At 58.3% G+C, this 26,802-nt stretch carries 23 protein-coding genes; 3 read left to right on the forward strand and 20 right to left on the reverse strand.

Going from position 1 to position 26,802, the window contains the following annotated elements; translation table 11 throughout:
• Positions 1-4 precede the first annotated feature (4 nt).
• The 4 genes from AC1RKH_RS12615 to AC1RKH_RS12630 all read right to left on the reverse strand — a co-directional run bounded on the left by AC1RKH_RS12615 (position 5) and on the right by AC1RKH_RS12630 (position 2,793).
• Positions 5-616: a phage baseplate assembly protein V gene (locus AC1RKH_RS12615; RefSeq protein WP_493062293.1), complete on the reverse strand. Its 612-nt coding sequence runs from the start codon at positions 614-616 to the stop codon at positions 5-7.
• A gap of 3 nt (positions 617-619) precedes the next feature.
• The gene (locus AC1RKH_RS12620; RefSeq protein WP_493062294.1) at positions 620-1,153 is read right to left on the reverse strand and encodes a hypothetical protein; all 534 of its coding nucleotides are present in this window, start codon (positions 1,151-1,153) and stop codon (positions 620-622) included.
• A 51-nt stretch (positions 1,154-1,204) separates the two neighbouring features.
• Positions 1,205-1,555: a phage holin family protein gene (locus AC1RKH_RS12625; protein WP_123428452.1), complete on the reverse strand. Its 351-nt coding sequence runs from the start codon at positions 1,553-1,555 to the stop codon at positions 1,205-1,207.
• Between the two features lie 503 nt (positions 1,556-2,058).
• A complete protein-coding gene (locus AC1RKH_RS12630) occupies positions 2,059-2,793 on the reverse strand; it encodes an XRE family transcriptional regulator (protein WP_493062553.1) in 735 nt (244 codons plus the stop codon).
• 199 nt (positions 2,794-2,992) lie between these two features.
• On the opposite strand from AC1RKH_RS12630, the gene mutS reads away from it, so the two are divergent.
• The gene (gene mutS, locus AC1RKH_RS12635; RefSeq protein WP_493062295.1) at positions 2,993-5,572 is read left to right on the forward strand and encodes a DNA mismatch repair protein MutS; all 2,580 of its coding nucleotides are present in this window, start codon (positions 2,993-2,995) and stop codon (positions 5,570-5,572) included.
• A 142-nt stretch (positions 5,573-5,714) separates the two neighbouring features.
• On the forward strand, positions 5,715-6,038 hold the full coding sequence (gene fdxA, locus AC1RKH_RS12640; RefSeq protein ID WP_123428456.1) for a ferredoxin FdxA: 324 nt from the start codon (positions 5,715-5,717) through the stop codon (positions 6,036-6,038).
• Positions 6,039-6,578: 540 nt separating this feature from the next.
• Here the strand turns inward: fdxA and rpoS are convergent.
• The 8 genes from rpoS to AC1RKH_RS12680 all read right to left on the reverse strand — a co-directional run bounded on the left by rpoS (position 6,579) and on the right by AC1RKH_RS12680 (position 13,719).
• On the reverse strand, positions 6,579-7,583 hold the full coding sequence (rpoS, locus tag AC1RKH_RS12645; RefSeq protein WP_123428458.1) for an RNA polymerase sigma factor RpoS: 1,005 nt from the start codon (positions 7,581-7,583) through the stop codon (positions 6,579-6,581).
• Positions 7,584-7,688: 105 nt separating this feature from the next.
• Entirely contained in the window at positions 7,689-8,546 is an 858-nt protein-coding gene (locus tag AC1RKH_RS12650) for a peptidoglycan DD-metalloendopeptidase family protein (protein WP_493062554.1), read from the reverse strand.
• 211 nt (positions 8,547-8,757) lie between these two features.
• A complete protein-coding gene (locus tag AC1RKH_RS12655; RefSeq protein ID WP_185015482.1) occupies positions 8,758-9,393 on the reverse strand; it encodes a protein-L-isoaspartate(D-aspartate) O-methyltransferase in 636 nt (211 codons plus the stop codon).
• Between the two features lie 41 nt (positions 9,394-9,434).
• Positions 9,435-10,184 (reverse strand): 5'/3'-nucleotidase SurE, encoded by a 750-nt coding sequence (gene surE, locus AC1RKH_RS12660; protein WP_493062296.1) that lies wholly within the window; start codon positions 10,182-10,184, stop codon positions 9,435-9,437.
• Positions 10,172-11,230 (reverse strand): tRNA pseudouridine(13) synthase TruD, encoded by a 1,059-nt coding sequence (truD, locus tag AC1RKH_RS12665; RefSeq protein ID WP_493062297.1) that lies wholly within the window; start codon positions 11,228-11,230, stop codon positions 10,172-10,174. Before truD ends, surE begins: the two co-directional genes overlap by 13 nt.
• Positions 11,227-11,700, reverse strand: a complete 474-nt coding sequence (ispF, locus tag AC1RKH_RS12670; protein ID WP_123428468.1) for a 2-C-methyl-D-erythritol 2,4-cyclodiphosphate synthase — start codon at positions 11,698-11,700, stop codon at positions 11,227-11,229. Before ispF ends, truD begins: the two co-directional genes overlap by 4 nt.
• A gap of 52 nt (positions 11,701-11,752) precedes the next feature.
• Entirely contained in the window at positions 11,753-12,598 is an 846-nt protein-coding gene (fghA, locus tag AC1RKH_RS12675) for an S-formylglutathione hydrolase (RefSeq protein WP_493062298.1), read from the reverse strand.
• 8 nt (positions 12,599-12,606) lie between these two features.
• On the reverse strand, positions 12,607-13,719 hold the full coding sequence (locus AC1RKH_RS12680; RefSeq protein ID WP_216741030.1) for an S-(hydroxymethyl)glutathione dehydrogenase/class III alcohol dehydrogenase: 1,113 nt from the start codon (positions 13,717-13,719) through the stop codon (positions 12,607-12,609).
• 106 nt (positions 13,720-13,825) lie between these two features.
• Between AC1RKH_RS12680 and AC1RKH_RS12685 the strand changes: the two genes are divergently transcribed.
• Positions 13,826-14,722, forward strand: coding sequence for a LysR substrate-binding domain-containing protein (locus AC1RKH_RS12685; RefSeq protein WP_493062299.1), 897 nt, complete (start codon positions 13,826-13,828; stop codon positions 14,720-14,722).
• Between the two features lie 605 nt (positions 14,723-15,327).
• On the opposite strand, the gene ispD is transcribed toward AC1RKH_RS12685, so the two are convergent.
• The 8 genes from ispD to dnaE form a co-directional block, all read right to left on the reverse strand.
• Positions 15,328-16,035, reverse strand: a complete 708-nt coding sequence (gene ispD / locus AC1RKH_RS12690) for a 2-C-methyl-D-erythritol 4-phosphate cytidylyltransferase (RefSeq protein ID WP_493062300.1) — start codon at positions 16,033-16,035, stop codon at positions 15,328-15,330.
• Complete coding sequence (gene ftsB / locus AC1RKH_RS12695) at positions 16,032-16,310, reverse strand: cell division protein FtsB (protein ID WP_019692104.1); 279 nt, start codon at positions 16,308-16,310, stop codon at positions 16,032-16,034. The genes ispD and ftsB overlap by 4 nt, the downstream gene beginning before the upstream one ends.
• Before the next feature lie 169 nt (positions 16,311-16,479).
• On the reverse strand, positions 16,480-17,769 hold the full coding sequence (eno, locus tag AC1RKH_RS12700) for a phosphopyruvate hydratase (protein ID WP_123428478.1): 1,290 nt from the start codon (positions 17,767-17,769) through the stop codon (positions 16,480-16,482).
• A gap of 156 nt (positions 17,770-17,925) precedes the next feature.
• Positions 17,926-18,771, reverse strand: a complete 846-nt coding sequence (gene kdsA, locus AC1RKH_RS12705; RefSeq protein WP_123428480.1) for a 3-deoxy-8-phosphooctulonate synthase — start codon at positions 18,769-18,771, stop codon at positions 17,926-17,928.
• Between the two features lie 5 nt (positions 18,772-18,776).
• Positions 18,777-20,408, reverse strand: a complete 1,632-nt coding sequence (gene pyrG / locus AC1RKH_RS12710; protein WP_493062301.1) for a CTP synthase — start codon at positions 20,406-20,408, stop codon at positions 18,777-18,779.
• Between the two features lie 274 nt (positions 20,409-20,682).
• The gene (gene tilS, locus AC1RKH_RS12715) at positions 20,683-22,011 is read right to left on the reverse strand and encodes a tRNA lysidine(34) synthetase TilS (RefSeq protein WP_493062302.1); all 1,329 of its coding nucleotides are present in this window, start codon (positions 22,009-22,011) and stop codon (positions 20,683-20,685) included.
• Between the two features lie 153 nt (positions 22,012-22,164).
• On the reverse strand, positions 22,165-23,112 hold the full coding sequence (locus AC1RKH_RS12720) for an acetyl-CoA carboxylase carboxyltransferase subunit alpha (RefSeq protein WP_123428486.1): 948 nt from the start codon (positions 23,110-23,112) through the stop codon (positions 22,165-22,167).
• A gap of 154 nt (positions 23,113-23,266) precedes the next feature.
• The gene (gene dnaE / locus AC1RKH_RS12725) at positions 23,267-26,788 is read right to left on the reverse strand and encodes a DNA polymerase III subunit alpha (protein ID WP_493062303.1); all 3,522 of its coding nucleotides are present in this window, start codon (positions 26,786-26,788) and stop codon (positions 23,267-23,269) included.
• Between the last annotated feature and the right edge of the window lie 14 nt (positions 26,789-26,802).

The following is a 26,802-nucleotide window of genomic DNA, read 5'->3' on the forward strand; positions in this document are numbered from 1 at the left end:
TCCCTTATGCAGTACTGATGACTCGTCCCTGGTGATCCACCAAAGGGCCGAGGAAGTGAACTCCAGAGCCGTCTAGCAACACGCCGACCGCGCCAAGCTTCAGTTCGATTGCCTCAGGGGTCAGTGCCAGCCGGGCCGGGCCGACGCTCAACTCGACCGACTCACGCGAGCCCTTGAACGCTGTCTGTCCGTTCGTCCAGCTCAGAACATGGCTTGCATCGTCGTAGCTGCTTTCAGTGCCGTCCTTGTGTCGGCGACGCGTCAACGTGGCCACGGTCGAAACCGGCGGGAACTGGTTGCTGTTGAGGCCGAACAAGGCAACCGATTGCCCACCGCCATCACCGCCGCCATAGTTCAGCAGCAAGCACTGCTCGCCTTCGGACGGGATGCGCGACTCGCTCTGCTCGCCAGCACTCGGGTTGAAGAACCTGATCGCTGGCGTCAGCAGATCCCCGTGGCTGACTTTGCAGGTGTTGCTGGCGGCATCGACCGCCACACACACACCGATGCGACAAAAGCTGTCGGCACGCCGGTGCAGATCTTCGAACTCGGTCTCCATCTCGGCCAAGCGTTCAATGATCGGGCCGAGCTGCATACGTAGAAGAGCGTCAAACATTGGCTACCCCTTGAGTGCTGGTGACTGAAGCTCTGTGTATTGATCCGGATCGTCGATGTTCGAGACCTCCCAGCTGAAAGCGAACTTCGGTGTGCCCGTTGGGTCATCGAGCAACGGCTGACCGAAATACAGCGTCTGGGAAAACGAAACCGTCCATGCCTCGTATACCTGCTCACCGCGGGTGAACGTCGACGGCACTGCCTCGATGCTCATCGGCAGGTCGCATTGCCCTCCCGACACGCCCCAACGGTTATCCGTGACAAGATCCTTCAGCGCGCTGGCCAGGTTGCAGGCCTCAAGCCCACTTTTCCCAGCCACCACGCCCTGCAGCGAGATCGTCAGGACATGCGCTTTACGCCCATCGTTGGCACGGGTGCCTGGGGCATCGCGTTCAATTGCGATCAGGACCCAGGCATCATCGACAACGCCATCAAAGTCCTGATATCTCCCGACCTTCAGGCCTGGATAAATCGGCCTGAGTGCCTCACCGATAGCGAAAATCAGCTCCGAGGGCTTATCAATAACTCTTGGAGACATAAACGGCTTCCTGTTCAAATATTTCTGTTGCGACTGATCCCAATGCGGGACTTACTGCTGATCCGGGTGAGAGTTGCGCGCAGTGGGGTCATCTACCCCAATCCGCTTGGCCGCCCAGCGCTCGTAAAGCCCGATGGCGACATCGGCACCCGCCATCGCGGTAAGGCAACCAAAGGCGCCGGCGGTCCATATCGATACGCCGGCGGCATACAGCAGCATGATGGTCGAGACCCCGCAGACCATGCAGGCCCCGGAGCGCAGTGCCAGGCGCCGCAACAGTGGCCAGCCGCGGGTACCCTCCTTGTCGGCGCGCCACATTTCGCCGGACACCCCGCCGACCACCGCCAGGGCAATGACTAGCCAGATAGGCATGTCCAGCAACGCTTGCTGCTCGTTTGTCATGTCACGCCTCCTGCGTTGATAAATAGGTGATGGGTTTGTGTGTTGTTCAAACGTTGTCTCTTGGTGTGCCTGACGGTAGGTAGGCATTCCAAAAAGCCCGGTCGCCCGGGCTTTTCAGTAATACGGTCCTGCTCTCTGATCTTTCGGCGCTACTGGCGCGGTACGGATCCATTCAAATTGTTCCTCCGACCGCGACCCTGTCCGCCGGATAACTGCTTACGGTGCTTTACGCTGCACACCCGGGTCAGTTGCCAACCCTCTGAACCGTTGAGGCCGGTTCATCGCTGCCTTTGCTGTGGAACTAAAGAGCTTCGTTACGAGCCGTTGTTGAGCGGCTTGAGACAAAGAATATGCATGGATGCATATACAGTCAATGCATTAATGCAATTATTTATGCATTAGAAATGCACGAGCGCATGAAAGCCCTGCAAACAAAGGCTGGGATGGTTTTCGTCAGGCGAAAAAAACCCGCTCGATGGCGGGTTTTGTCTGACAGCTAAGGGTTAGCGGGCGTACATGCCCCACCAGAAGACGTGACCAAGGATGACGATCTGCTCTTCCTGGATTTCCTGAAAGCTGTAGTCCTCATCCGGATGTTCATCGCGATTGAAGCTACGCAGACGAATGCCGGTAGGCAGACGATAGAGCTGCTTCACCCGCAATTGACCGTTATGGTTGATGGCATACAGATCACCATCAACGATGTCGCCAATCCCGGACTTGCCGGCGTTGACCCCAACCGTCGCGCCATCACGCAGCACTGGCAACATGCTGTTGCCGCGCACCGTCACGCATTTGGCCTGGTCGAACTGCACACCGTTATGCCGCAAGCTGCGCTTGCCGAAGCGCAAGCTTGAGCGCTCGCTTTCTTCGATGACGAATCTTCCTGATCCAGCAGCCAATTCAACCTCTCGAAGAAAGGGGACCGAGACCTCGTCGTCATCGACGGGGGTATCGTCATCCCACAGGCTTATGTCCTTGAGTTCCGAATGCGACTCGTCGCGTGCAGGCGCGATGGCCGGCGCTACGTCGGCGCGGCCACGCAACTGGTCAGTGCTCACACGGAAGTACTCGGCGATCTTCGAGATGTGTTTATCCGAAGGATCGACGATCTTCCCGCTGAGAATCCGCGAGAGGGTGGATTGAGGCACGCCCGTGCGACGGTGAAGCTCCGTGGGGGAGATCCCATGCTGATCGAGCAGCGCTCTTAAGACGGTAGAAACATTGCGTTTTTGCATAACGCGCATAGTGCTTGTTCTTTTCGAAGATGACAAATGCTGATTTGCATAGCCAGTGCATAAATCGCAGAAATGTGCAGTGGGCCTTTCATCCCTGCGTAGGTCGGACTGCCCATGGTAACCTTGCGCCCATCGCGGAAAAACCGGGCCGATGCCCCATTTTTGCCCCACCCTTTCAACGAATTCGCCTGATTACCTGATGAATAAAGCACTCTCCGATCTGTCTTCCCACACCCCGATGATGCAGCAGTACTGGCGTCTGAAGAACCAGCACCCTGACCAGTTGATGTTCTATCGCATGGGTGACTTCTACGAGATCTTCTATGAAGACGCGAAGAAGGCCGCCAAGTTGCTGGACATTACCCTGACCGCCCGTGGGCAGTCGGCTGGGCAGGCGATTCCGATGTGCGGGATTCCTTACCACGCTGCGGAAGGTTACCTGGCGAAACTGGTCAAGCTCGGTGAGTCGGTGGTGATCTGTGAGCAGGTCGGCGACCCGGCGACCAGCAAAGGCCCGGTGGATCGCCAGGTGGTGCGGATCATCACCCCCGGCACCGTCAGCGATGAAGCGCTGCTGGATGAGCGTCGCGACAACCTGATCGCCGCCGTGCTGGGTGACGAGCGCCTGTTCGGTCTGGCCGTGCTGGACATCACCAGCGGTAACTTCAGCGTGCTGGAGATCAAAGGCTGGGAAAACCTGCTGGCAGAGCTGGAGCGGGTCAATCCGGTCGAGCTGATGATTCCGGATGATTGGCCTAAAGATTTGCCAGCAGAGAAGCGTCGTGGTGTTCGTCGTCGTGCACCGTGGGATTTCGAGCGTGATTCGGCGCTGAAAAGTCTTTGCCAGCAATTCTCCACCCAGGACCTCAAGGGTTTCGGCTGCGAGAACCTGACCCTGGCCATCGGTGCCGCCGGTTGCCTGTTGAGCTACGCCAAGGAAACCCAGCGCACCGCCCTACCGCATTTGCGCAGCCTGCGTCATGAGCGTCTGGACGATACCGTGGTGCTGGATGGCGCGAGTCGTCGCAACCTGGAGCTGGACACCAACCTTGCCGGTGGCCGCGAAAACACCCTGCAGTCTGTGGTCGACCGTTGCCAGACCGCCATGGGCAGCCGTTTGCTGACCCGCTGGCTAAACCGCCCGTTGCGCGACTTGAGCGTGCTGCTGGCGCGCCAGACCTCGATCACCTGCCTACTCGACGGTTACCGCTTCGAAAAGCTGCAACCGCAGCTGAAAGAAATCGGTGACATCGAGCGGATTCTGGCGCGTATCGGCCTGCGTAATGCCCGCCCTCGTGATCTGGCTCGCCTGCGCGACGCACTCGGTGCCCTGCCCGAGCTGCAAGTGGCGATGACCGAGCTTGAAGCGCCACACCTGAATCAACTGGCCGTGACCACCAGCACCTATCCCGAGCTGGCCGCCCTGCTGGAAAAAGCCATCATCGACAACCCGCCGGCGGTGATCCGTGACGGCGGCGTGTTGAAAACCGGTTACGACGCAGAGCTCGACGAGTTGCAATCGCTGAGCGAGAACGCCGGACAATTCCTGATCGACCTCGAAGCCCGCGAGAAGGCTCGTACCGGCCTGGCCAACCTAAAAGTCGGCTACAACCGGATTCACGGTTACTTCATCGAACTGCCCAGCAAGCAGGCGGAACAGGCGCCGGCCGATTACATCCGCCGCCAGACTCTCAAGGGTGCCGAGCGTTTCATCACGCCAGAACTCAAAGCCTTCGAAGACAAAGCCCTGTCAGCCAAGAGCCGTGCACTGGCCCGCGAGAAGATGCTTTACGAAGCCCTGCTCGAAGACCTGATCAGCCAACTGCCACCGCTGCAGGACACGGCCGCGGCACTGGCCGAGCTGGACGTCTTGAGCAACCTGGCCGAACGCGCGCTGAACCTGGACCTGAATTGCCCACGGTTCGTCAGCGAGCCGTGCATGCGCATCAGCCAGGGTCGTCACCCGGTGGTCGAGCAGGTATTGACCACGCCGTTCGTGGCCAACGATCTGAGCCTGGACGACAGCACGCGGATGCTGGTGATTACCGGTCCGAACATGGGCGGTAAATCCACTTACATGCGGCAAACTGCGCTGATTGTGCTGCTGGCGCATATCGGTAGCTTCGTGCCGGCAGCCAGTTGCGAGTTGTCGCTGGTGGACCGGATCTTCACCCGGATCGGTTCCAGCGATGACCTGGCCGGTGGCCGTTCGACCTTTATGGTCGAGATGAGCGAAACCGCGAACATCCTGCACAACGCCACCGAACGTAGCCTGGTGCTGATGGACGAAGTCGGCCGCGGCACCAGCACCTTCGACGGCCTGTCGCTGGCCTGGGCAGCAGCCGAGCGTTTGGCTCAGCTGCGCGCCTACACACTGTTCGCCACCCACTACTTCGAGCTGACGGTACTGCCGGAAAGCCAGCCGCTGGTGGCCAACGTCCACCTCAACGCCACCGAGCATAACGAGCGCATCGTGTTCCTCCACCACGTGCTGCCTGGCCCTGCCAGCCAGAGCTATGGGTTGGCGGTTGCGCAACTGGCTGGTGTGCCAACCGAGGTCATCGTGCGGGCTCGCGAGCACTTGAGCCGACTGGAAACCACCAGTCTGCCGCATGAAGTGCCAGCACCTGCCAAGGGCAAACCGGCAGCGCCGCAACAGAGCGATATGTTCGCCAGCCTGCCGCATCCGGTGCTCGATGAACTGGCCAAGCTCGATCTGGATGACATGACCCCGCGTAGGGCACTGGAAATGCTCTATACATTAAAGACACGGATCTAACGCAGATGCCTGCAAGCTGTTAGAATCTCGCGCGGTTTGGGATGCTGCAGGCAAATAGCCTGGTCTGCAGACTATCGCTCCCAAACCTGGCGACCCCACCGTGAAGGGGCGCAGCAAGCCGCGCCTGAGGAGAGAATTAGAAATGACCTTCGTCGTCACCGACAACTGCATCAAGTGCAAGTACACCGACTGCGTAGAAGTGTGTCCGGTGGACTGCTTTTACGAAGGCCCGAACTTCCTGGTGATTCACCCGGATGAGTGCATCGACTGCGCCCTGTGCGAGCCAGAATGCCCTGCTGTGGCCATCTTCTCCGAAGACGAAGTCCCGGATGAGATGAAGGAGTTCATTCAGCTGAACGTTGATCTGGCCGAAATCTGGCCCAACATCACCGAGAAGAAAGATCCGCTGCCAGACGCGGCGGAGTTTGATGGCGTCAAAGGCAAGATCAAAGACCTCGCTCGCTGATCATCGCGGCGCTCTCGAAAAGGCCCCTTGCGGGCCTTTTTTGTTTTTATCAAAGATCAAAAGATCGCAGCCTTCGGCAGCTCCTACGGGGAATTGCGGGCAAAAAAAGGGGCGGTATGACCCGCCCACATTTTTTCCCTATTCCCTGTGTTCCTTTTCATCGTCCTGATGAATCACGTCCCTGTGATGTTCCTTAACCATCATCCTTGATGGCTGTGTCTATCCGTCGACACAGTGCTGATACTAAAGAGTTCCCCGACAAGAGCAATCACCTGCTACGGGCAAGCCTGGGTGAAACGATGTGTTTAACTATAAAAAATATCGTTATAAATCATAAAGATAGTCAATTTAGTCAACAGAAATAGACGACCACTACCGGGTAGAAAAACCGAACACTTACGAGAGAGTAAGCCATGGCTTACGCTAACCTGCGAAAGAGTCCAGATAGCACTTACAAAGGTTAAACACCGCACTAATCTGCGAACAACAAAAAGCCCCGAAACAGGCGGGGCTTATTGTCATCGGGTGAACGCGTTCCTGCTACTGGAACAGCGACTCGCTCGAAAGGCCATTCTTCTCAAGGATTTCACGCAGGCGTTTCAGACCTTCAACCTGAATCTGTCTGACTCGTTCACGGGTCAGGCCAATCTCCAGGCCCACGTCTTCCAGCGTACTGCTCTCGTGGCCGCGCAGACCGAAGCGGCGGATCACCACCTCGCGCTGTTTGTCCGTCAGCTCCGAGAGCCACTGATCGATGCTCTGCGACAGGTCATCGTCCTGAAGCAGCTCACAAGGATCAGTAGGGCGGTCATCGGTGAGGGTGTCCAGCAGGGTTTTATCCGAATCCGGACCCAGCGAGACGTCGACCGAAGAAACCCGCTCGTTCAGGCCCAGCATGCGCTTGACCTCTCCCACCGGTTTTTCCAGCAGGTTGGCGATTTCTTCGGGTGAGGGTTCATGATCAAGCTTTTGCGTCAGCTCCCGTGCTGCCCGAAGGTAGACGTTGAGCTCTTTGACCACATGAATCGGCAACCGGATGGTCCGGGTCTGATTCATGATTGCACGCTCGATGGTCTGACGAATCCACCAGGTAGCGTAGGTCGAAAAGCGGAAGCCCCGCTCTGGATCGAACTTTTCCACCGCCCGGATCAGCCCGAGGTTGCCCTCTTCGATCAGGTCCAGCAGTGACAGCCCACGATTGACATAGCGCCGGGCGATTTTCACCACCAGTCGCAAGTTGCTTTCAATCATGCGCTTGCGCCCAGCCGGATCGCCACTTTGCGACAGGCGCGCAAAATGAACTTCTTCTTCCGGTGACAACAAGGGGGAAAAGCCGATTTCATTGAGGTACAGCTGAGTTGCATCGAGCGCCCGGGTGTAGTCGATGTACTTGTGCTGCTTAAGTGTTGCGGAGTGCTTGGATTTGGCACGAACTGAAGGCGTAGCTGACCCTTCATTCGACATCTCATCCGATGCGACGCCGGCCTCCATCAGGAGAACCTCATCGTCGATGTCAAACTCCGGCACTTCTTTACTGAGAGCCATTGTTATAGTCCTTTGGTGAGTTCGACCTCAAGCTCAAGCGACGCCTTTATCCTTGGCAACGCTGGAGCCTGTTCCCTCTACGTGACGGAACAGGCTGGTAACAAATCAACGACGTGGCAGGAATTGCAGCGGATCTACAGGTTTACCTTGTCGGCGAATCTCAAAATGCAGTTTCACCCGGTCTGTACCCGTTGACCCCATTTCGGCAATTGTCTGTCCGACTTTGACCTGCTGTCCCTCCCGAACCAACAACCTGCGGTTATGACCGTAGGCACTGACGTAGGTATCGCTGTGTTTGATGATGACGAGCTCACCGTAGCCCCGCAAGCCACTCCCGGCGTAAACCACCGTCCCATCAGACGCAGCTAAAATAGGCTGTCCCAAATCCCCTGCGATATCAATTCCTTTATTCAAACTACCGTTTGAAGAGAATTTCCCAATCAGAATGCCATTAGATGGCCATCCCCAGCCTGTCGGCGCGGGCCCTGCCGGAGGCAGTGGCGCAGGGGCTGGTTTGTTTGCGACGGACGGCGCAGCCGCCTCCTTGGCGGGGCTCGCACCCGATGCCGGGCGCCGGGTTACGGTAAATTTGCCCGACGAAGAAGTGCTGGTTCCAGACTCGGCCACCGCCTCTGTCGGTGTTGAACCGGAACGTCCATCAAAGCGAATCGTCTGACCTGGATGGATGGTGTAAGGCGTAGGAATATTGTTGCGCGCCGCCAGGGCCTTGTAATCCCAGCCGTAGCGAAAGGCGATCGAGAACAAGGTATCGCCGCGACGGACTACGTATTGCCCGGTGGTTACTGCAGGCCGCTGGGCCGCCGCGTTATTACGATCGACCACTCGCACATCGCTTGAACGCGTGCTGGAGCAACCGACCAACAAGGAACTCAAGACAAGGCCAGTCACCAGGCGCTGAAAGCTTGTTGTACCAATACGCTGCGCAATGACTGTGAGACTCACCCGCCGCTCCCTTTGTGGTGGCTGAAGATAAAAATCGCCTTGTTCAGGCATGAAATGTCGCAAGTATAACTGGCCATTCGGGCTTTACCGTCGACTAAGCGAAATCGATACGCGCACACGTTTGCCGATCGCCGTTCAATCGTGTTTAACCAGGTAATGCCGCTGTAAGACCAAGGTAAATGAACAGAATTCAGCGTCTTTGAATAAATGCTTAAGCCAGTGGTCCATGGAGCAATGGCACGAAGCGAACTCCCCCCAAAACGCGCCTGGAAAAACCCTGTTCTTCACGGATGATCAACATCAGTTGCTGAACCTCCCCTGAACCAACCGGAATCACCAGCCGCCCACCGGGCGCCAGCTGATCAAGCAACGCCTGAGGCACATCGGTGGCTGCCGCGGTGACGATAATGCCGTTGTACGGCGCCAGCGCCGGCCAGCCTTCCCAGCCATCGCCCCAGCGAAACACCACGTTGCGCAGGTTCAACTCGACCAGGCGCTCCTTGGCCCGATCCTGCAAGACCTTGATACGCTCGACGGAAAACACCCGCTCGACCAATTGCGACAATATTGCAGTTTGGTAACCGGATCCGGTGCCGATTTCCAGCACTTTATCCAGAGGACCGGCCTCCAGCAGCAACTCGCTCATGCGAGCCACCATATAAGGCTGGGAAATGGTCTGGTTATGGCCAATCGGTAATGCCGTGTCTTCGTACGCACGGTGCGCCAGGGCTTCATCGACAAACAGATGACGCGGCGTACTACGGATCACCTCCAGCACCTTGGCGTTAGACAGACCTTCCTCATACAGGCGCTGGATCAGCCGTTCGCGCGTGCGCTGGGAAGTCATCCCGATACCACGACGCAGAATATCGTCTTGCTCACGAGCCATCAGCGCAATCCCTCCAGCCAGCCATCGAGACTTCCAAAGGCATCATTGAAGGTGCGATCGAGTTGCAACGGCGTGATCGAAACATAGCCCTGCATCACCGCGTGGAAATCCGTGCCCGGTCCGCCATCCTCCGCATCGCCGGCCGCAGCAATCCAGTAGCCGGACTTGCCACGCGGGTCGACGACTTTCATCGGCGCCGCTGCACGGGCACGGTGGCCCAGGCGGGTCAGTTGAATACCTCGAATATGATCCAGAGGCAGATTGGGAATGTTCACGTTCAGCACCGTGCGCGGTGGCAAATCAAGCTCGGCATGAGCCTCTACCAGTTTGCGCGCAAAGTAGGCCGCCGTCGGCAAGTTTTCGACTTGCCGCGATACCAGCGAAAAGGCAAACGATGGCAGCGTGAGGAAACGCCCTTCGAGCGCCGCCGCGACCGTGCCGGAATACAGCACATCGTCGCCCAGGTTGGCCCCCAGGTTAATCCCGGAAACCACCATATCCGGCTCGAGCTCCAGCAGACCATTGAGGCCCAGGTGCACGCAATCGGTCGGCGTACCATTAAGGCTGATAAAGCCATTGGCCAAAGTTTGCGGGTGCAACGGACGGTCGAGCGTCAGCGAACTGCTGGCGCCGCTTTTGTCCTGGTCAGGGGCGATAACCACGCACTCGGTGTAATCCGCCAGCGCAGCATGAAGCGCGGCGAGACCGGGTGCTGTTACCCCATCGTCGTTAGAAATCAGAATACGCATGGGCTGTCCGTCTGCCCCACCGGCACCAGATCAACGAGCTCACGCACCAATACGGTGGCGAAGCATCCGGCCGGAAGGACGAATTCCAGTTGCAGAATGTCAGGCACGGGATAATGCCACGTCAACCCGCCAATGGGCAGCCGCAGGATGCGACGTTCATGGCTCATTCCAGCGTTTATCAACCAATCGCGCAGATCCGCTTCACGTGCCGCGACCTGTTGCTCAAGTTCATGAGTCGCACCGGTAGCCGGTGACTCGCCCTCGCCCCACTGCGGCCCGGTCGGGTGCAGGTCGAGGATCGCCAGACGCGGATCGCTGCATTCGGCTTCACCTGCCGGGAAGAAACTGCGGCTGTCGGTGAATGCCAGCAAGTCGCCCACCTGGGCGCGCTGCCAACTGCCATCGGCGACTCGCGCCGCCAGCACCTGATTGAACAAAAAGCTGCGGGCGGTGGAAAGTAAACGCGAACGCACGTTGCGCTGCTCTGGCAAGGCTTTGCGTGCCGCCCAGTCACGGGCATCTACCACGTTGCCGCCGTTATGGCCAAAACGCTGGGCACCGAAATAGTTGGGAATGCCTTGTTTGGCGATCAGTTGCAGACGCGCGTCAATCGCGTCCTTGTCACCGGTGAACTGAGTCAGGCGCAAGGTAAAACCGTTGGCCGAATGCGCGCCGCGCTGCAACTTGCGTTTGTGCCGTGCAGTCTTGAGGATTTTCAGCGTGTCGTTTTCTGCAGCGGACAAGTCAGGATCGGCCTTGCCGGGCAATTGCACGCTGAACCACTGGCGGGTCAGAGCCTGGCGATCTTTCAAACCGGCATAACTGACGGTGCGCAACGGCACGCCGGCAGCCTTGGCAATCCGCCGGGCCGCCTCTTCAGTGTTCAGACCGCGTTTTTCCACCCAGATCCACAGGTGTTCGCCTTCGCCGGTCAACGGAATGTCGAGAACTTCATCGACCTGAAAATCTTCCGCGATGGCTTTCAGTACCGCGGTACCGAGGGCTTCACCGTAGGCACGCGGGCCGAGCAGTTGCAGTTCATTCATGCGCGCAGCAACAAGGCAACGGAATGCACGGCAATGCCTTCTTCGCGACCGACAAAGCCGAGCTTTTCGGTGGTGGTAGCTTTCACGTTCACTTGATCCAACTCAACTTGAAGATCCGCGGCAATCAGCGCGCGCATCGATTCGATATGCGGGGCCATTTTCGGCGCCTGGGCAATGATGGTGTTATCGACGTTGCCAACCTTCCAGCCCTTGGCGTGGATCAATGCGACAACGTGACGCAACAGTACACGGCTGTCAGCGCCTTTGAATTGCGGGTCGGTGTCCGGAAAGTGTTTACCGATATCACCCAGCGCCGCCGCACCGAGCAGAGCATCGCTCAACGAGTGCAGCAAGACGTCGCCGTCGGAGTGGGCGAGCAGCCCGAAGCTGTGTGCAATCCGCACGCCGCCCAGAGTGATGAAATCGCCTTCAGCAAAACGGTGCACATCATAGCCGTGGCCAATACGCATAAAAAAACGCCCCGATTTAGTCAGGGCGTGATTCTACCTGCTTTGGCGAACATTAGGCGCCTAGAGCGTGTGCGTGATGTCGCAAGTGATCATCAATGAAGCTGGCGATAAAGAAATAGCTGTGGTCGTAGCCGGGTTGCAGACGCAACGTCAGCGGATGGCCGGCCAGTTTCGCCGCCTGTTGCAGCGCCTCGGGTTTGAGCTGAGTGGCGAGGAAGTCATCCCGATCACCTTGATCCACCAGCAACGGCAGCTTTTCGCTGGCCTCGCTGATCAGCACACAGGTATCCCATTCGCGCCATTTCGAACGCTCTTCGCCCAAATAGCGCGAAAACGCTTTCTGGCCCCACGGACAATCCATTGGATTGTTGATAGGAGCGAAAGCCGAAACCGACTGATACCGCCCAGGGTTGCGCAAGGCACAGACCAGCGCGCCGTGACCACCCATGGAATGGCCGCTGACACCGCGTTTGTCCGACGCCGGAAAATGCGCTTCGACCAACGCCGGTAATTCCTGCACCACGTAGTCATGCATCCGATAGTGCTTGGCCCAGGGCTCCTGCGTAGCGTTCAGATAGAACCCGGCACCGAGGCCGAAATCCCACGCGCCATCCGGGTCGCCCGGAACATCGGCGCCCCGAGGGCTGGTGTCTGGCGCGACGATGATCAACCCCAGCTCGGCCGCCATACGCATCGCGCCGGCCTTGTGCATGAAGTTCTCGTCGGTGCAGGTCAATCCCGACAACCAGTACAACACCGGCAGTTTGCCGCCCTGCTCCGCTTGCGGCGGCAAGTACACGGCAAACACCATGTCACAACCCAGCACGTGCGAATGATGTTTGTAGCGTTTATGCCAGCCACCAAAGCTCTTCTGGCATGAGAGATTTTCCAGACTCATGACCGACCTCAGAAATGGATGACGGAGCGGATGCTTTTGCCTTCATGCATCAGGTCGAACGCCTTGTTGATGTCTTCCAGGCCCATGGTGTGGGTGATGAAAGTGTCCAACGGGATTTCGCCGGTCTGGGCCATTTCCACGTAGCTTGGCAACTCGGTACGACCACGCACGCCACCGAATGCCGAACCGCGCCAGACGCGACCGGTCACCAGCTGGAACGGACGGGTAGAGATTTCCTGGCCAGCACCGGCAACCCCGATGATCACCGACTCCCCCCAACCCTTGTGGCAGCACTCCAGCGCCGCACGCATCAGTTGCACATTGCCGATGCACTCGAAGGAAAAGTCGACGCCGCCGTCAGTCATATCGACGATCACGTCCTGAATCGGACGATCGAAATCTTTCGGGTTCACACAATCGGTGGCGCCCAGCTGCCTGGCGATTTCGAACTTGGCCGGATTGATGTCGATGGCAATGATTCTCCCGGCTTTGGCTTTGACCGCGCCGATGACCGCTGACAAACCAATGCCGCCCAGACCGAAGATGGCCACGGTGTCGCCCGGTTTGACCTTGGCGGTGTTGATGACCGCGCCGATCCCGGTGGTGACACCGCAACCCAGCAGGCAGACTTTTTCCAGCGGCGCTTCTTTAGGGATCTTCGCTACAGAGATTTCCGGCAACACGGTGTATTCGGAGAAGGTCGACGTACCCATGTAGTGGAAAATCGGCTGACCTTTGTAGGAGAAGCGCGTGGTGCCGTCTGGCATCAAACCTTTGCCCTGGGTCGCACGGATGGCCTGGCAGAGGTTGGTCTTGCCCGACTTGCAGAACTTGCACTGCCCGCATTCCGGGGTGTACAGCGGAATCACGTGATCGCCGACCGCGACCGAAGTCACACCTTCGCCAATGGCTTCGACAATCGCGCCACCTTCGTGGCCGAGGATCGACGGGAAGATGCCTTCCGGGTCAGCGCCCGACAGGGTGTAGGCGTCGGTATGGCAAACGCCGGACGCAACCACACGCAACAGGACTTCACCCGCCTTGGGCATGGCGACATCGACTTCAACGATCTCAAGGGGTTTCTTGGCCTCGAAGGCAACGGCGGCGCGCGACTTGATCATCCTGACTCTCCAGCGAATAAAAACGAGACCGGGAGTGTAAAACACCGCCAGACGATTAATAATCCAGCCAAAAGCAAAACATTATTGCTGCACAGGGATAATCCTCATGTCCGAAAACCGCTGGGAAGGCATCGATGAGTTCGTCGCCGTCGCCGAATACAACCAGTTCACGGCTGCCGCCGAACGCCTTGGGGTTTCGTCTTCGCACATCAGTCGACAAATCGTACGTCTTGAAGAGCGCCTGCAAACCCGTCTGCTCTACCGCAGCACCCGCCGGGTGACGCTGACCGAAGCCGGGCAAACGTTCCTGCAACACTGCCAACGCTTGCAAGACGGACGCGAAGAAGCCTTGCGCGCCGTCGGCGACCTGACCAGCGAACCCAAAGGCATGCTGCGCATGACCTGTGCAGTGGCGTACGGCGAGCGCTTCATCGTGCCGCTGGTGACCAGCTTCATGGGGCTGTATCCACAATTGCGTGTCGATATCGAGTTGAGCAACCGTCCACTCGATCTGGTGCACGAGGGCCTGGACCTGGCGATCCGGCTCGGCCGCCTGCAAGACTCACGACTGGTCGCCACGCGCCTGGCACCACGGCGGATGTACTTGTGCGCCTCGCCGTCCTATCTGGAGCGGTATGGCCGACCGCACAGTTTGTCCGAGCTGAGTCGGCACAACTGCCTGATCGGCAGCTCGGACATCTGGCAACTGGAGCAGGACGGCAGAGAGTTTTCCCAGCGGGTGCAGGGCAATTGGCGCTGTAACAGCGGGCAAGCGGTATTGGACGCGGCGCTACAAGGCGTCGGGTTGTGTCAGTTGCCGGACTATTACGTGCTGGAGCATCTGAATAACGGCACGCTGGTGTCGTTGCTGGATGCTCATCAACCACCGAACACCGCCGTCTGGGCGTTGTATCCGCAGCAACGGCATCTGTCGCCGAAGGTGCGTAAGCTGGTGGACTATCTGAAGGAAGGGTTGGCAAAAAGGCCGGAATACCAACTCTGATCAAAAGATCAAAAGATCAAAAGATCGCAGCCTGCGGCAGCTCCTACGAAGATCATCACCGGCGGCGCTCCTTCACCACTCAACAGGCCGAGCGTTAGCTCGCCTGCCGCTGTTGATCTTGATCCACCCGCCCCTTCGGAAGGCCGAGTGGAGGTGTTCATCAGGGGGTTGGCGCGCAGCGCCGTACGGCGCAGCCGGACACATCGAGAGGAGGTCGTCGCGAAGCAGACCGTAGGCGATGCCCCCTGATGAATGCCGGAGCGAGGGAACGCCGAGCCTAAGCGAGGTGCCGGACGCTTGGGGCGAAGCCTTTTGGTTACTTTTGGGCGTCTGCAAAAGTGACACGCTGTAAGAGCGGAACCGTAAGCGGCCGTTACCGCAGGAATGGATATGTACACCTGCAAGAGATTGGTTGGCTGTCAGGCCGCCATCGCGAGCAGGCTCGCTCCCACAGTTGAACTGGGTACGTCTGTGAAAGATTGGTCGGCTGTCAGGCCGCCATCGCGAGCAAGCTCGCTCCCACAGTTGAACTGGGTACGTCTGTGAAAGATGGGCCGGCTGTCAGGCCGCCTTCGCGAGCAAGCCCGCTCCCACAGTTAGAGGTATCAGCGGCGATTCGCCCAACGCAGGCGTAACCACTCAAGGTCTTCAGGCCGAGTAACCTTGAGATTATCCGCACGCCCCTCGATCAAGCGCGGCGCCTGACCCGCCCACTCCATCGCAGAGGCCTCATCGGTAACAGTCACATCAGCCACCAGACTGTCCGCCAACGCCCGATGCAAAGCACCAAGACGAAACATCTGCGGCGTATACGCTTGCCAGATCAAACTGCGATCAACCGTTTCAAGAACCCGACCGTGCTTGTCTGCGCGTTTGAGCGTGTCACGCGCAGGCACTGCGAGTAACCCGCCAACAGGATCGTCAGCCAGCTCCGACAGCAACTTGTCGAGATCATCGCGAGTCAGGTTCGGCCGCGCGGCGTCGTGAACCAACACCCAGTCTTCATCGGCAGCGCCTTGAGCGTGCAAATGCAACAACGCGTTAAGCACCGAACCCGAGCGCTCATCGCCGCCATCCACCCGCTGAATACGCGGATCGGTAGCACAGGCCAGAGTCGGCCAATAAGGGTCATCAACCGCAAGACTGACCACCAGGCCTTTCAAGGCAGGATGATCAAGGAAACAGCCAAGGCTGTGTTCGAGAATAGTGCGCCCGCCCAATTGCAGATATTGCTTGGGACGGTCCGCAGCCATACGGGCACCAACGCCCGCGGCAGGAATCACGGCCCAGAAGGCCGGTAACGTATGCATCATTGAGCCAACTGGTAAAGGGTTTCACCATCCTTGACCATGCCCAACTCATGGCGAGCCCGCTCTTCAACGGTCTCCATGCCTTTTTTCAACTCACTGACTTCGGCGTCCATGACCCGGTTGCGCTCCAGCAACGATTCGTTCTCAGCGTGCTGATCGGCAATCTGCTGAGTCAGCTCGGCCACTTGCGCCAGGCTTCCATTACCCACCCACAGGCGGTATTGCAGGCCAGCCAGCAGCAAGAGCAAGACAAGAAACAACCAGTAAGGACTGCGCATCGAATATCAGGTATCCAGTGAAAAAAGACAGCCATGCCAACTTTGAAGCTTCTGATAGCACGAAGCCTGGAAGAACCAGGCTCGTACTTATAAGGCATCAGATTAGTGGCAAAAATCCCGCTGCTGCGATTTTTTCGACACAATCCGGTGTCTTTTTAGCATTTACCAATCAGCCGCGGAACTCGCTGCGACCGTTGTACTTGGCTTTGCCACCCAATTGCTCTTCGATACGCAGCAGTTGGTTGTACTTGGAAACGCGGTCGGAACGGCACAGCGAACCGGTTTTGATCTGGCCAGCCGAGGTGCCCACCGCCAGGTCGGCAATGGTCGAATCTTCGGTTTCGCCGGAGCGGTGCGAGATCACGGCAGTGTAACCAGCAGCCTTGGCCATCTGGATCGCTTCCAGGGTTTCGGTCAGGGTGCCGATCTGGTTGAACTTGATCAGGATCGAGTTGGCGATCTTCTTGTCGATGCCTTCTTTCAGGATCTTGGTGTTGGTCACGAACAGGTCGTCGCCCACCAGCTGGGTTTTTTCGCCGATCTTGTCGGTGAGAATTTTCCAGCCAGCCCAGTCGGACTCGTCCAGGCCATCTTCAATGGAGATGATCGGGTAACGCTCGGTCAGACCTTTGAGGTAGTCGGCAAAACCTTCGGCGGTGAACACCTGGCCTTCACCGGACAGGTTGTACTTGCCGTCTTCGTAGAATTCGCTGGCCGCGCAGTCCAGAGCCAGGGTCACGTCGGTGCCCAGTTTGTAGCCAGCGTTGGCCACCGCTTCGGAGATCACTTTCAGCGCATCTTCGTTGGATGCCAGGTTCGGAGCAAAACCACCTTCGTCGCCCACTGCAGTGCTCAGGCCACGAGCCTTCAGCACAGCTTTGAGGTGATGGAAAATCTCGGTGCCCATGCGCAGACCTTCCGAGAAAGTCTTGGCGCCAACCGGCTGAACCATGAATTCCTGGATGTCGACGTTGTTATCGGCGTGCTCGCCACCGTTGATGATGTTCATCATCGGAACCGGCATCGAGTAAACACCTGGAGTACCGTTCAGGTTGGCGATGTGTGCGTACAGCGGCAGGTCCTGGTCGTGGGCAGCCGCTTTGGCAGCAGCCAGCGACACAGCGAGGATTGCGTTGGCACCCAGGCTGCCTTTGTTCTCGGTACCGTCCAGCTCGATCATGATGCGGTCGAGGGCTTTCTGGTCAACCGGGTCTTTACCCAGCAACGCGGTGCGAATCGGGCCATTGATGTTGGCCACAGCTTTCAGTACACCCTTGCCCAGGTAACGGCTCTTGTCGCCATCACGCAGCTCGAGCGCTTCGCGCGAACCGGTGGAAGCACCGGACGGCGCGCAGGCGCTGCCGATGATGCCGTTATCGAGAAGCACGTCCGCTTCGACGGTGGGATTGCCACGGGAGTCGAGAACTTCACGACCTTTGATGTCGACGATTTTTGCCATTGTTGTAAACACTCCAAAGTTGACGAAAACGACGCAGCTGTAGGAAATCTTTTACCGTCGGCAAGTGATAAGCAGCGGGCAGACTTGCGGACGATAAGGCTCAGGCGCGCGGGCCTGAGCATTAAATCGTGCGGTACTTTACCGGAGAATTGAGGATTACGCGGTTTCTACCGTCGGAAAACTCTTCACCAGCTCGTCCAGGGCCTTGAGCTGAGCCAGGAATGGCTCAAGCTTGTCCAGACGCAAGGCACAAGGGCCGTCGCATTTGGCGTTGTCCGGATCCGGATGAGCTTCCAGGAACAGGCCGGCCAACGACTGGCTCATGCCAGCCTTGGCCAGGTCGGTGACCTGGGCGCGGCGTCCGCCGGCAGAATCCGAGCGACCACCAGGCATTTGCAGCGCGTGGGTCACGTCGAAGAACACCGGGTATTCGAACTGTTTCATGATGCCGAAGCCGAGCATGTCCACCACCAGGTTGTTGTAGCCGAAGCTCGAACCACGCTCGCAGAGGATCAACTGATCGTTACCGGCCTCTTCGCATTTGCTCAGGATGTGTTTCATTTCCTGAGGGGCGAGGAACTGGGCTTTCTTGATGTTGATCACCGCGCCGGTCTTGGCCATCGCGACAACCAGATCGGTCTGGCGCGACAGGAAGGCCGGCAACTGGATGATGTCGCAGACTTCAGCAACCACCGCAGCCTGCTCGGGCTCATGGACATCGGTGATGATCGGCACGCCAAAGGCTTGCTTGATGTCCTGGAAAATCCGCATGCCTTCCTCGAGGCCGGGGCCCCGATAGGAAGTTACCGACGAGCGGTTGGCCTTGTCGAAGCTGGCCTTGAACACGTAAGGGATACCGAGTTTCTCGGTGACCTTTACGTACTCTTCACAGACCTGCATCGCCATGTCACGGCTTTCCAGCACGTTCATGCCACCGAACAGCACCATCGGTTTGTCGTTGGCGATTTCGATGTTGCCTACGCGGATGATCTTTTGAGCCATCAGGTTCAAGCCTTCTTCTGGTGTTGAGCCAAAGCTGCTTTGACGAAGCCGCTGAACAACGGGTGACCGTCGCGCGGGGTCGAGGTGAACTCCGGGTGGAACTGGCAAGCGACGAACCAAGGATGGTCTGGAGCTTCAACCACTTCAACCAGCGCGCCGTCACCGGAACGACCGGAGATTTTCAGACCGGCTTCGATCAGTTGTGGCAGCAGTTTGTTGTTCACTTCGTAGCGATGACGATGACGCTCGACGATCACGTCCTTGGCGTAGCAATCGTGGACCAGGGAGCCAGTTTCAAGCAGGCAATCCTGAGCACCCAGACGCATGGTGCCGCCCAGATCGGACGATTCGGTACGGGTTTCAACAGCGCCGGTGGCATCTTCCCACTCGGTGATCAGGCCCACGACCGGGTGACCGCTGGCGCGATCGAACTCGGTGGAGTTGGCGTCTTTCCAGCCCAGCACGTTACGAGCGAACTCGATCACGGCGACTTGCATGCCCAGGCAGATACCCAGGTACGGAACCTTGTTTTCGCGAGCGTATTGAACGGCGGTGATCTTGCCTTCCACGCCACGCAGACCAAAGCCGCCAGGAACCAGAATCGCATCCACGCCTTCAAGCAGCGCGGTGCCCTGGTTTTCGATGTCTTCGGAATCGATGTAGCGCAGGTTGACCTTGGTGCGGTTGCTGATGCCGGCGTGACTCATCGCTTCGATCAACGACTTGTAAGCGTCCAGCAGTTCCATGTACTTGCCGACCATGGCGATGGTGACTTCGTGCTCGGGGTTGAGCTTGGCATCGACCACGGCTTCCCACTCGGACAGATCGGCACCGCCACATTGCAGACCGAAACGCTCGACGACGAAATCATCCAGGCCCTGGGAATGCAGAATGCCCGGAATCTTGTAGATGGTGTCGGCGTCTTCCAGCGCGATGACCGCACGTTCTTCAACGTTGGTGAACTGGGCGATCTTGCGACGCGAAGAGATGTCGATCGGGTGATCGGAACGGCACACCAACACGTCTGGTTGCAGGCCGATGGAACGCAGTTCCTTGACCGAGTGCTGAGTAGGTTTGGTTTTGGTTTCGCCGGCAGTGGCGATGTACGGCACCAGTGTCAGGTGCATCAGCATCGCGCGCTTGGCACCGACTTCGAAACGCAATTGACGGATGGCTTCGAGGAACGGCTGGGATTCGATGTCACCTACGGTGCCACCGATCTCGACCATGGCCACGTCGGCATCGCCCGCGCCCTTGATGATGCGGCGCTTGATTTCATCGGTAATGTGCGGAATCACCTGGATGGTCGCACCCAGATAATCACCACGGCGCTCTTTGCGCAGGACGTGCTCGTAGACACGGCCAGTGGTGAAGTTGTTGTTCTGGGTCATGGTCGTGCGGATGAACCGCTCGTAGTGGCCCAGGTCCAGGTCGGTCTCGGCGCCGTCGTGAGTGACGAACACTTCACCGTGCTGGAACGGGCTCATGGTGCCCGGGTCAACGTTGATGTACGGGTCCAGCTTGAGCATGGTGACCTTAAGTCCCCGCGCCTCCAGGATGGCCGCCAATGAAGCCGATGCAATGCCTTTCCCCAATGAAGAAACAACACCGCCCGTGACGAATATGTAGCGCGTCATGAAAAACCCTAGAAGTCTGCGTTAAAGCGGTCCGAGCCGCCGGGGAAAGCGAAGGAAGGCCGAAGCCCCCGATCACCTGCATTAATCACAGTGCACCTTTCAAAAAAACCGCCGCGTTGGGACAGACCGGAAGAAGAATCACCGGTACGTTGCTCGCTACACATTTTTTGGAATCGCCCAGCAAAGACTGCTTGGTAATCGGCAACTCCTGCAATTCAGTTGAATCCACAGAAGTTGTATCAAGAAGGGAGCGTAGTCTACCGGAAAGCCCCTTTCAGCTCAAACCTTGATCGTTGATCGCTGGCTGCCACAGCAAAAGGCAGTTTCCCCCCGCGCTACCGTCGAGCCCGCGCAGGTTTGCCACCGCGAGCAATCGCTCATTGCAGTAGAGCAGCGGCAATCTGCCACGGGCGAACAGCGGCAGGCCACTTTCATTGAGCAAACGCTTGAGATCCCGATGCCCTCGCTCGGGCAAATACATGACTTCACCGCCCTGCCGGTAGCGCACGCTTAACGCCCCTTCGGGAATGATCCCACTGAGGGTCAGTTGGCCGTTATCGGGCAACCGCAGTGCCGCCGACGGATCAGGCCAAAGCGCAGCCGGCTCAGGGAGACTCAACCAGTGGCCGGACAGCCACCAGATTCGCCCGTTCGCACGATGCAATTGACCATCGGCCAGACGCCAGATCGGCCGTGCATCCATCGCTGCATCGCGCAAATCCGCCCAACCCGACCAGTGGTCACTGTCCGGCAAACGCGTCAATGGTGCCAACCAGTGGCTGAGGGCATTGCGCTGGCGGGCGGCGGAGAGCTTTTCAAGCGCGGCCATTTCCAGAGACGGTACGCCCAGCCAATCGAATTCGCTGACGGTTGCAGCTTGAGCCAGATCCATCTCGGCCAAGTCTCCGAGCAAACCCTGCGCCTCACTCAAATGCGCGGCGCTGCGGGCGATGGTGGCCACGGCCTGCGGCCAACGCTGAGTCAGCGCAGGAAAAATCTGCTGGCGAAGGTAATTGCGAGAAAACTGTTGGTCCGCGTTCGACGGATCTTCGATCCAGCTCAACTGATGCTCGGCGGCATAGGCCTCAAGTTCAGCCCGCGCTACCTCAAGCAACGGACGCAGCAAAAAACCACGACCCAACGGACGTTGTGGCGGGATCGCCGACAATCCTCTCACCCCTGCCCCGCGCAGCAGACGAAACAAAAGGGTTTCGGCCTGATCGTCCCGGTGCTGGGCCGTCAGTAGCAGCTCATTGGTTTCGGTGGCCTCGACAAAGGCGCCATACCGCGCCTCACGAGCCGCGCGCTCAAGACTCGCACCAGGCAGGACCTGAACCCGAATAACCTGCAATGGCACACCCAGCGCGTCACACACCGACTGACAATGCCCCGGCCACGCATCAGCCGCAGCCTGAAGGCCGTGATGGATGTGAATCGCTTTGAGTTCAGGCAGGGAATGTTTTTTTGCGAGTTGCGCGAGAAAGTGCAGCAGAACGGTGGAGTCGAGACCACCGGAAAAGGCGACACGCCAGGTCGACGCGGTGCGCCAGGGCGCTAGATTCAGCAGAAGCCTGGCGGACAGATTCATCTTTGAAGGGTTCATAGGCGTCTGTCGCCTCCACATAGAACCAATGTGGGAGCGAGCTTGCTCGCGATAGCGATATAACAGTCAATAAATTCATTGAATGTTACACAGCCTTCGCGAGCAAGCTCGCTCCCACAGTGGTTTTGCGTCGTTTGCCGAAGCAGCGTCAGATCAGAGACCGTAGCTCATCAGACGCTCGTAACGGCGGGCCAGCAGCGCGTCGTTGTCGAACTTCTTCAGCATCGCCAGTTGCGAGCTCAGCTCGGCACGGATCGAGGCAGCAGCAGCCGCCGGATCACGGTGCGCGCCGCCCAGTGGCTCGCCGATCACTTTATCAACGATACCCAGGCCTTTCAGGCGCTCGGCAGTGATGCCCATGGCCTCAGCGGCATCCGGGGCTTTCTCGGCGGTTTTCCACAGAATCGAGGCACAACCTTCCGGCGAAATCACCGCATAGGTCGAGTACTGCAACATGTTCAGCTGATCGCAAACGCCGATCGCCAGTGCACCACCGGAACCACCCTCACCGATCACGGTGGCGATGATTGGGGTCTTCAGGCGGGCCATGACGCGCAGGTTCCAGGCAATCGCTTCGCTCTGGTTGCGCTCTTCAGCGTCGATGCCAGGGTATGCACCCGGAGTGTCGATAAAGGTCAGGATCGGCATTTTGAAACGCTCGGCCATTTCCATCAGACGGCAGGCTTTGCGGTAGCCCTCTGGGCGCGGCATGCCGAAGTTGCGGCGAACCTTCTCGCGCACTTCACGGCCTTTCTGGTGACCGATGATCATCACCGGCTGGTCATCCAGACGAGCAACACCGCCGACAATCGCGGCGTCGTCGGAGAAGTGACGGTCACCGTGCAATTCATCGAACTCGGTGAAGATGTGCTCGATGTAGTCCAGGGTGTAAGGGCGACGCGGATGACGCGCCAGACGCGCGATCTGCCAGCTGGTCAACTTGCCGAAGATGTCTTCGGTGAGCGTGCTGCTCTTGTCTTGCAGGCGGGAGATTTCATCGCCGATATTCAGCGAATTGTCATTACCGACCAAGCGCAACTCTTCGATCTTGGCTTGCAGGTCGGCGATCGGCTGTTCGAAATCAAGAAAATTCGGGTTCATAGGCGTCCGTCTTGGGTCGACGTCCAAGAGAGCTTGGGCCGGCCGGTTGTCTATTCGCGCCCTACCTTAAGGGACAGGCGCGTTCAGGTCGAGATTAAAAATTCTGGTCAAGGTCAGGGCGCGTTCAATAATGACAAAGAACGGCACCTCACCGTCAACGGTATTGGAGGAAGACGTTGTCTCGCCCGAACTGGTCACGCAGGGCTTGAATCAAGGCATCCGCCGGATCGATCCGCCAGGTCTCGCCGAACTGCAACAAGGCCTTGGCGTCAGGGCTGGTGTACTCCATGGTAATCGGGCACGCGCCACGATGACGCTTGAACAACTCGCCCAGCCAGCGCAACTGATCACCTTTCAAATCCTGTGTCTGGACCTTCAAACGCAGGCTTTCGGCCAGGTTGGTGCGTGCGTCTTCCATGCTCATCACCCGCTTGACCCGCAAGCGCAGGCCACCGGAGAAGTCGTCATTACTGACTTCGCCTTCGACCACCACCATCGCGTCGGTCTGCAACAGCGACTGCGCGGAATGGAACGCCTCGGCAAACAGCGATGCCTCGATCCGTCCCGAGCGGTCGTCGAGGGTGATGAAACCCATCTTGTCGCCCTTTTTGTTCTTCATCACCCGCAGGGCAATGATCATCCCCGCGACCGTCTGAGTATCACGGGCAGGTTTCAAATCGATGATGCGTTGACGGGCAAAGCGGCGGATTTCACCTTCGTATTCGTCAATCGGGTGACCGGTCAGGTACAGCCCCAGGGTGTCTTTCTCCCCTTTCAGGCGCTCCTTGAGCGTCAGCTCCTTGGCTTTGCGGTGATTGGCGTAGACGTCGGCGTCTGCTTCGACAAACAGGCCTCCAAACAGATCGGCATGACCACTGTCATGGGTACGAGCGGTTTGTTCGGCAGCTTTGATCGCTTCTTCCATAGCCGTCAGCAAGACCGCTCGATTGCGGTCGATATTGGCCTGATAGGCTTTCTGCTCATCGTGGAAATACGGGCCAAGACGATCCAGGGCACCACTGCGGATCAAGCCGTCGAGGGTCCGCTTGTTAATACGCTTGAGGTCGACCCGGGCGCAGAAGTCGAAAAGGTCCTTGAACGGCCCGTCCTGCCGCGCCTCGGTAATCGCTTCGACCGGCCCTTCGCCAACACCCTTGATCGCGCCCAGACCGTAAATAATCCGGCCTTCGTCGTTCACCGTGAACTTGAACTCCGAGGTGTTCACGTCCGGCGCGTCGAGGCGCAGCTTCATGGTCCGCACTTCTTCGATCAAGGTCACGACCTTGTCGGTGTTGTGCATATCCGCCGAGAGTACCGCGGCCATGAACGGCGCCGGGTAGTGGGCTTTCAGCCAGGCTGTCTGGTACGACACCAGGCCGTAGGCGGCGGAGTGAGATTTGTTGAAGCCGTAACCGGCGAACTTCTCCACCAGATCAAAGATGTTACCGGCAAGGTCGGCATCGATATTGTTGGTCGCGCAACCTTCGATGAAACCGCCGCGCTGCTTGGCCATTTCTTCGGGTTTTTTCTTACCCATGGCCCGGCGCAGCATGTCCGCACCACCGAGGGTGTACCCGGCCATGACCTGAGCAATCTGCATCACCTGTTCCTGATACAGGATGATGCCGTAGGTCGGCGCCAATACCGGCTTGAGGCCTTCGTACTGGTAGTCCGAGTGCGGGTACGCCAGTTCGGCGCGACCGTGCTTACGGTTGATGAAGTCATCCACCATGCCCGATTGCAGCGGGCCCGGACGGAACAACGCCACGAGTGCGATCAAGTCTTCCAGGCAGTCGGGCTTGAGCTTTTTGATCAGCTCTTTCATGCCACGCGACTCGAGCTGGAACACCGCGGTGGTTTCAGCTTTTTGCAGCAACTGGTACGTCGGCTTGTCATCCAGCGGGATGAACGCGATATCCAGCGGCGGCAGATCGACCTTGGCGCGGTCACGGTTGATGGTTTTCAGCGCCCAATCAATGATGGTCAGGGTGCGCAGACCCAGGAAGTCGAACTTCACCAGACCGGCAGCCTCGACGTCGTCCTTGTCGAACTGGGTTACCAGGCCGCCACCTTCTTCGTCGCAATAGATCGGCGAAAAGTCGGTCAGCTTGGTCGGCGCGATAACCACACCACCGGCGTGCTTGCCGACGTTACGCACAACGCCCTCAAGCTTGCGGGCCATCTCCCAGATTTCTGCGGCCTCTTCATCGACCTTGATGAAGTCGCGGAGGATTTCTTCCTGCTCGTAAGCTTTTTCAAGGGTCATGCCGACTTCGAAGGGGATCATCTTCGACAGACGATCCGCCAAACCGTAGGACTTGCCCTGCACCCGCGCCACGTCACGGACCACAGCCTTGGCGGCCATGGAACCGAAGGTAATAATCTGGCTTACCGCGTTGCGACCGTATTTTTCGGCCACGTAGTCGATCACCCGGTCGCGACCGTCCATGCAGAAGTCGACGTCGAAGTCGGGCATGGAAACCCGTTCCGGGTTAAGGAAACGTTCGAACAGCAGGTCATATTCCAGCGGATCGAGGTCGGTGATCTTCTGCACATAGGCCACCAGCGACCCGGCACCCGACCCACGGCCTGGACCTACCGGTACGCCGTTGTTCTTGGCCCACTGGATGAAGTCCATAACGATCAGGAAGTAACCGGGGAACCCCATCTGGATGATGATATCCAGCTCGAAATTCAACCGATCAACGTAGACCTGACGCTTGGCGTCGTAATCTTCAGTGGTGTCCTTGGGCAGCAGAACGCTCAAGCGCTCCTCCAGACCATCAAAGGAGACTTTGCGGAAATACTCGTCGATGGTCATGCCATCGGGAATCGGGAAGTTGGGCAGGAAGTGCTTGCCGAGCTTCACATCGATATTGCAGCGTTTGGCGATCTCGACGGTGTTTTCCAGCGCTTCAGGCAAGTCGCTGAACAACTCGGCCATTTCCTCGGCGCTTTTCAGGTACTGCTGATCGCTGTAGTTTTTCGAGCGGCGCGGATCGTCGAGCGCTCGGCCCTCACCAATGCACACGCGGGTTTCGTGAGCTTCGAAGTCTTCGCGCTTGATGAAGCGTACATCGTTGGTCGCCACCAATGGCGCGCCGATCTTGTCGGCCAGCGCCACGGCAGCGTGCAGCTGTTCTTCGTCGTTGGGGCGATTGGTGCGCTGGATTTCCAGATAGAAGCGATCCGGGAATACTGCCATCCACTCACGGGCCAGAGTCTCGGCTTCATCAGGATTGCCACCGAGCAAGGCGATACCAATCTCGCCCTCCTTCGCAGCCGACAACATGATCAAGCCTTCGCTGGCCTCGGCCACCCATTCGCGCTCGATGATGATCTGACCATTGCGCTGGCCGTCGATGAAGCCACGCGAAATCAACTCGGTGAGGTTACGGTAGCCAACGGCGTTCATCGCCAGGAAGCTGATCCGGCTCAGCGGGTTATCGGGGTCCTTGTTCGACAGCCACAGGTCGGCGCCACAGATCGGCTTGATCCCGGCGCCCATGGCGTTTTTGTAGAACTTGACCAGAGAACACATGTTGTTCTGGTCGGTGACCGCCACGGCAGGCATATTCATGCCGACCAGGGTCTTGACCAGCGGTTTGATCCGCACCAGACCGTCGACCAGGGAGTATTCAGTGTGCAGGCGTAGATGAACGAATGAAGCCGGCATAGTGATCCTGTCTG

Source organism: Pseudomonas sp. GW822-FHT06B12 (assembly GCF_058799675.1).

What these genes read in the sequence shown, in the direction of transcription:
- AC1RKH_RS12630 (WP_493062553.1), bottom strand. Translation starts at nt 2,793, where the DNA reads ATGCAAAAACGCAATGTTTCTACCGTCTTAAGAGCGCTGCTCGATCAG.
- AC1RKH_RS12720 (WP_123428486.1), bottom strand. Translation starts at nt 23,112, where the DNA reads ATGAACCCGAATTTTCTTGATTTCGAACAGCCGATCGCCGACCTGCAA.
- AC1RKH_RS12680 (WP_216741030.1), bottom strand. Translation starts at nt 13,719, where the DNA reads ATGATCAAGTCGCGCGCCGCCGTTGCCTTCGAGGCCAAGAAACCCCTT.
- ftsB (WP_019692104.1), bottom strand. Translation starts at nt 16,310, where the DNA reads ATGCGCAGTCCTTACTGGTTGTTTCTTGTCTTGCTCTTGCTGCTGGCT.
- mutS (WP_493062295.1), top strand. Translation starts at nt 2,993, where the DNA reads ATGAATAAAGCACTCTCCGATCTGTCTTCCCACACCCCGATGATGCAG.
- AC1RKH_RS12655 (WP_185015482.1), bottom strand. Translation starts at nt 9,393, where the DNA reads ATGACTTCCCAGCGCACGCGCGAACGGCTGATCCAGCGCCTGTATGAG.
- eno (WP_123428478.1), bottom strand. Translation starts at nt 17,769, where the DNA reads ATGGCAAAAATCGTCGACATCAAAGGTCGTGAAGTTCTCGACTCCCGT.
- dnaE (WP_493062303.1), bottom strand. Translation starts at nt 26,788, where the DNA reads ATGCCGGCTTCATTCGTTCATCTACGCCTGCACACTGAATACTCCCTG.
- fdxA (WP_123428456.1), top strand. Translation starts at nt 5,715, where the DNA reads ATGACCTTCGTCGTCACCGACAACTGCATCAAGTGCAAGTACACCGAC.
- AC1RKH_RS12625 (WP_123428452.1), bottom strand. Translation starts at nt 1,555, where the DNA reads ATGACAAACGAGCAGCAAGCGTTGCTGGACATGCCTATCTGGCTAGTC.
- rpoS (WP_123428458.1), bottom strand. Translation starts at nt 7,583, where the DNA reads ATGGCTCTCAGTAAAGAAGTGCCGGAGTTTGACATCGACGATGAGGTT.
- kdsA (WP_123428480.1), bottom strand. Translation starts at nt 18,771, where the DNA reads ATGGCTCAAAAGATCATCCGCGTAGGCAACATCGAAATCGCCAACGAC.
- tilS (WP_493062302.1), bottom strand. Translation starts at nt 22,011, where the DNA reads ATGAACCCTTCAAAGATGAATCTGTCCGCCAGGCTTCTGCTGAATCTA.
- fghA (WP_493062298.1), bottom strand. Translation starts at nt 12,598, where the DNA reads ATGAGTCTGGAAAATCTCTCATGCCAGAAGAGCTTTGGTGGCTGGCAT.
- truD (WP_493062297.1), bottom strand. Translation starts at nt 11,230, where the DNA reads ATGAATGAACTGCAACTGCTCGGCCCGCGTGCCTACGGTGAAGCCCTC.
- AC1RKH_RS12620 (WP_493062294.1), bottom strand. Translation starts at nt 1,153, where the DNA reads ATGTCTCCAAGAGTTATTGATAAGCCCTCGGAGCTGATTTTCGCTATC.
- pyrG (WP_493062301.1), bottom strand. Translation starts at nt 20,408, where the DNA reads ATGACGCGCTACATATTCGTCACGGGCGGTGTTGTTTCTTCATTGGGG.
- ispF (WP_123428468.1), bottom strand. Translation starts at nt 11,700, where the DNA reads ATGCGTATTGGCCACGGCTATGATGTGCACCGTTTTGCTGAAGGCGAT.
- AC1RKH_RS12685 (WP_493062299.1), top strand. Translation starts at nt 13,826, where the DNA reads ATGTCCGAAAACCGCTGGGAAGGCATCGATGAGTTCGTCGCCGTCGCC.
- surE (WP_493062296.1), bottom strand. Translation starts at nt 10,184, where the DNA reads ATGCGTATTCTGATTTCTAACGACGATGGGGTAACAGCACCCGGTCTC.
- ispD (WP_493062300.1), bottom strand. Translation starts at nt 16,035, where the DNA reads ATGATGCATACGTTACCGGCCTTCTGGGCCGTGATTCCTGCCGCGGGC.
- AC1RKH_RS12615 (WP_493062293.1), bottom strand. Translation starts at nt 616, where the DNA reads ATGTTTGACGCTCTTCTACGTATGCAGCTCGGCCCGATCATTGAACGC.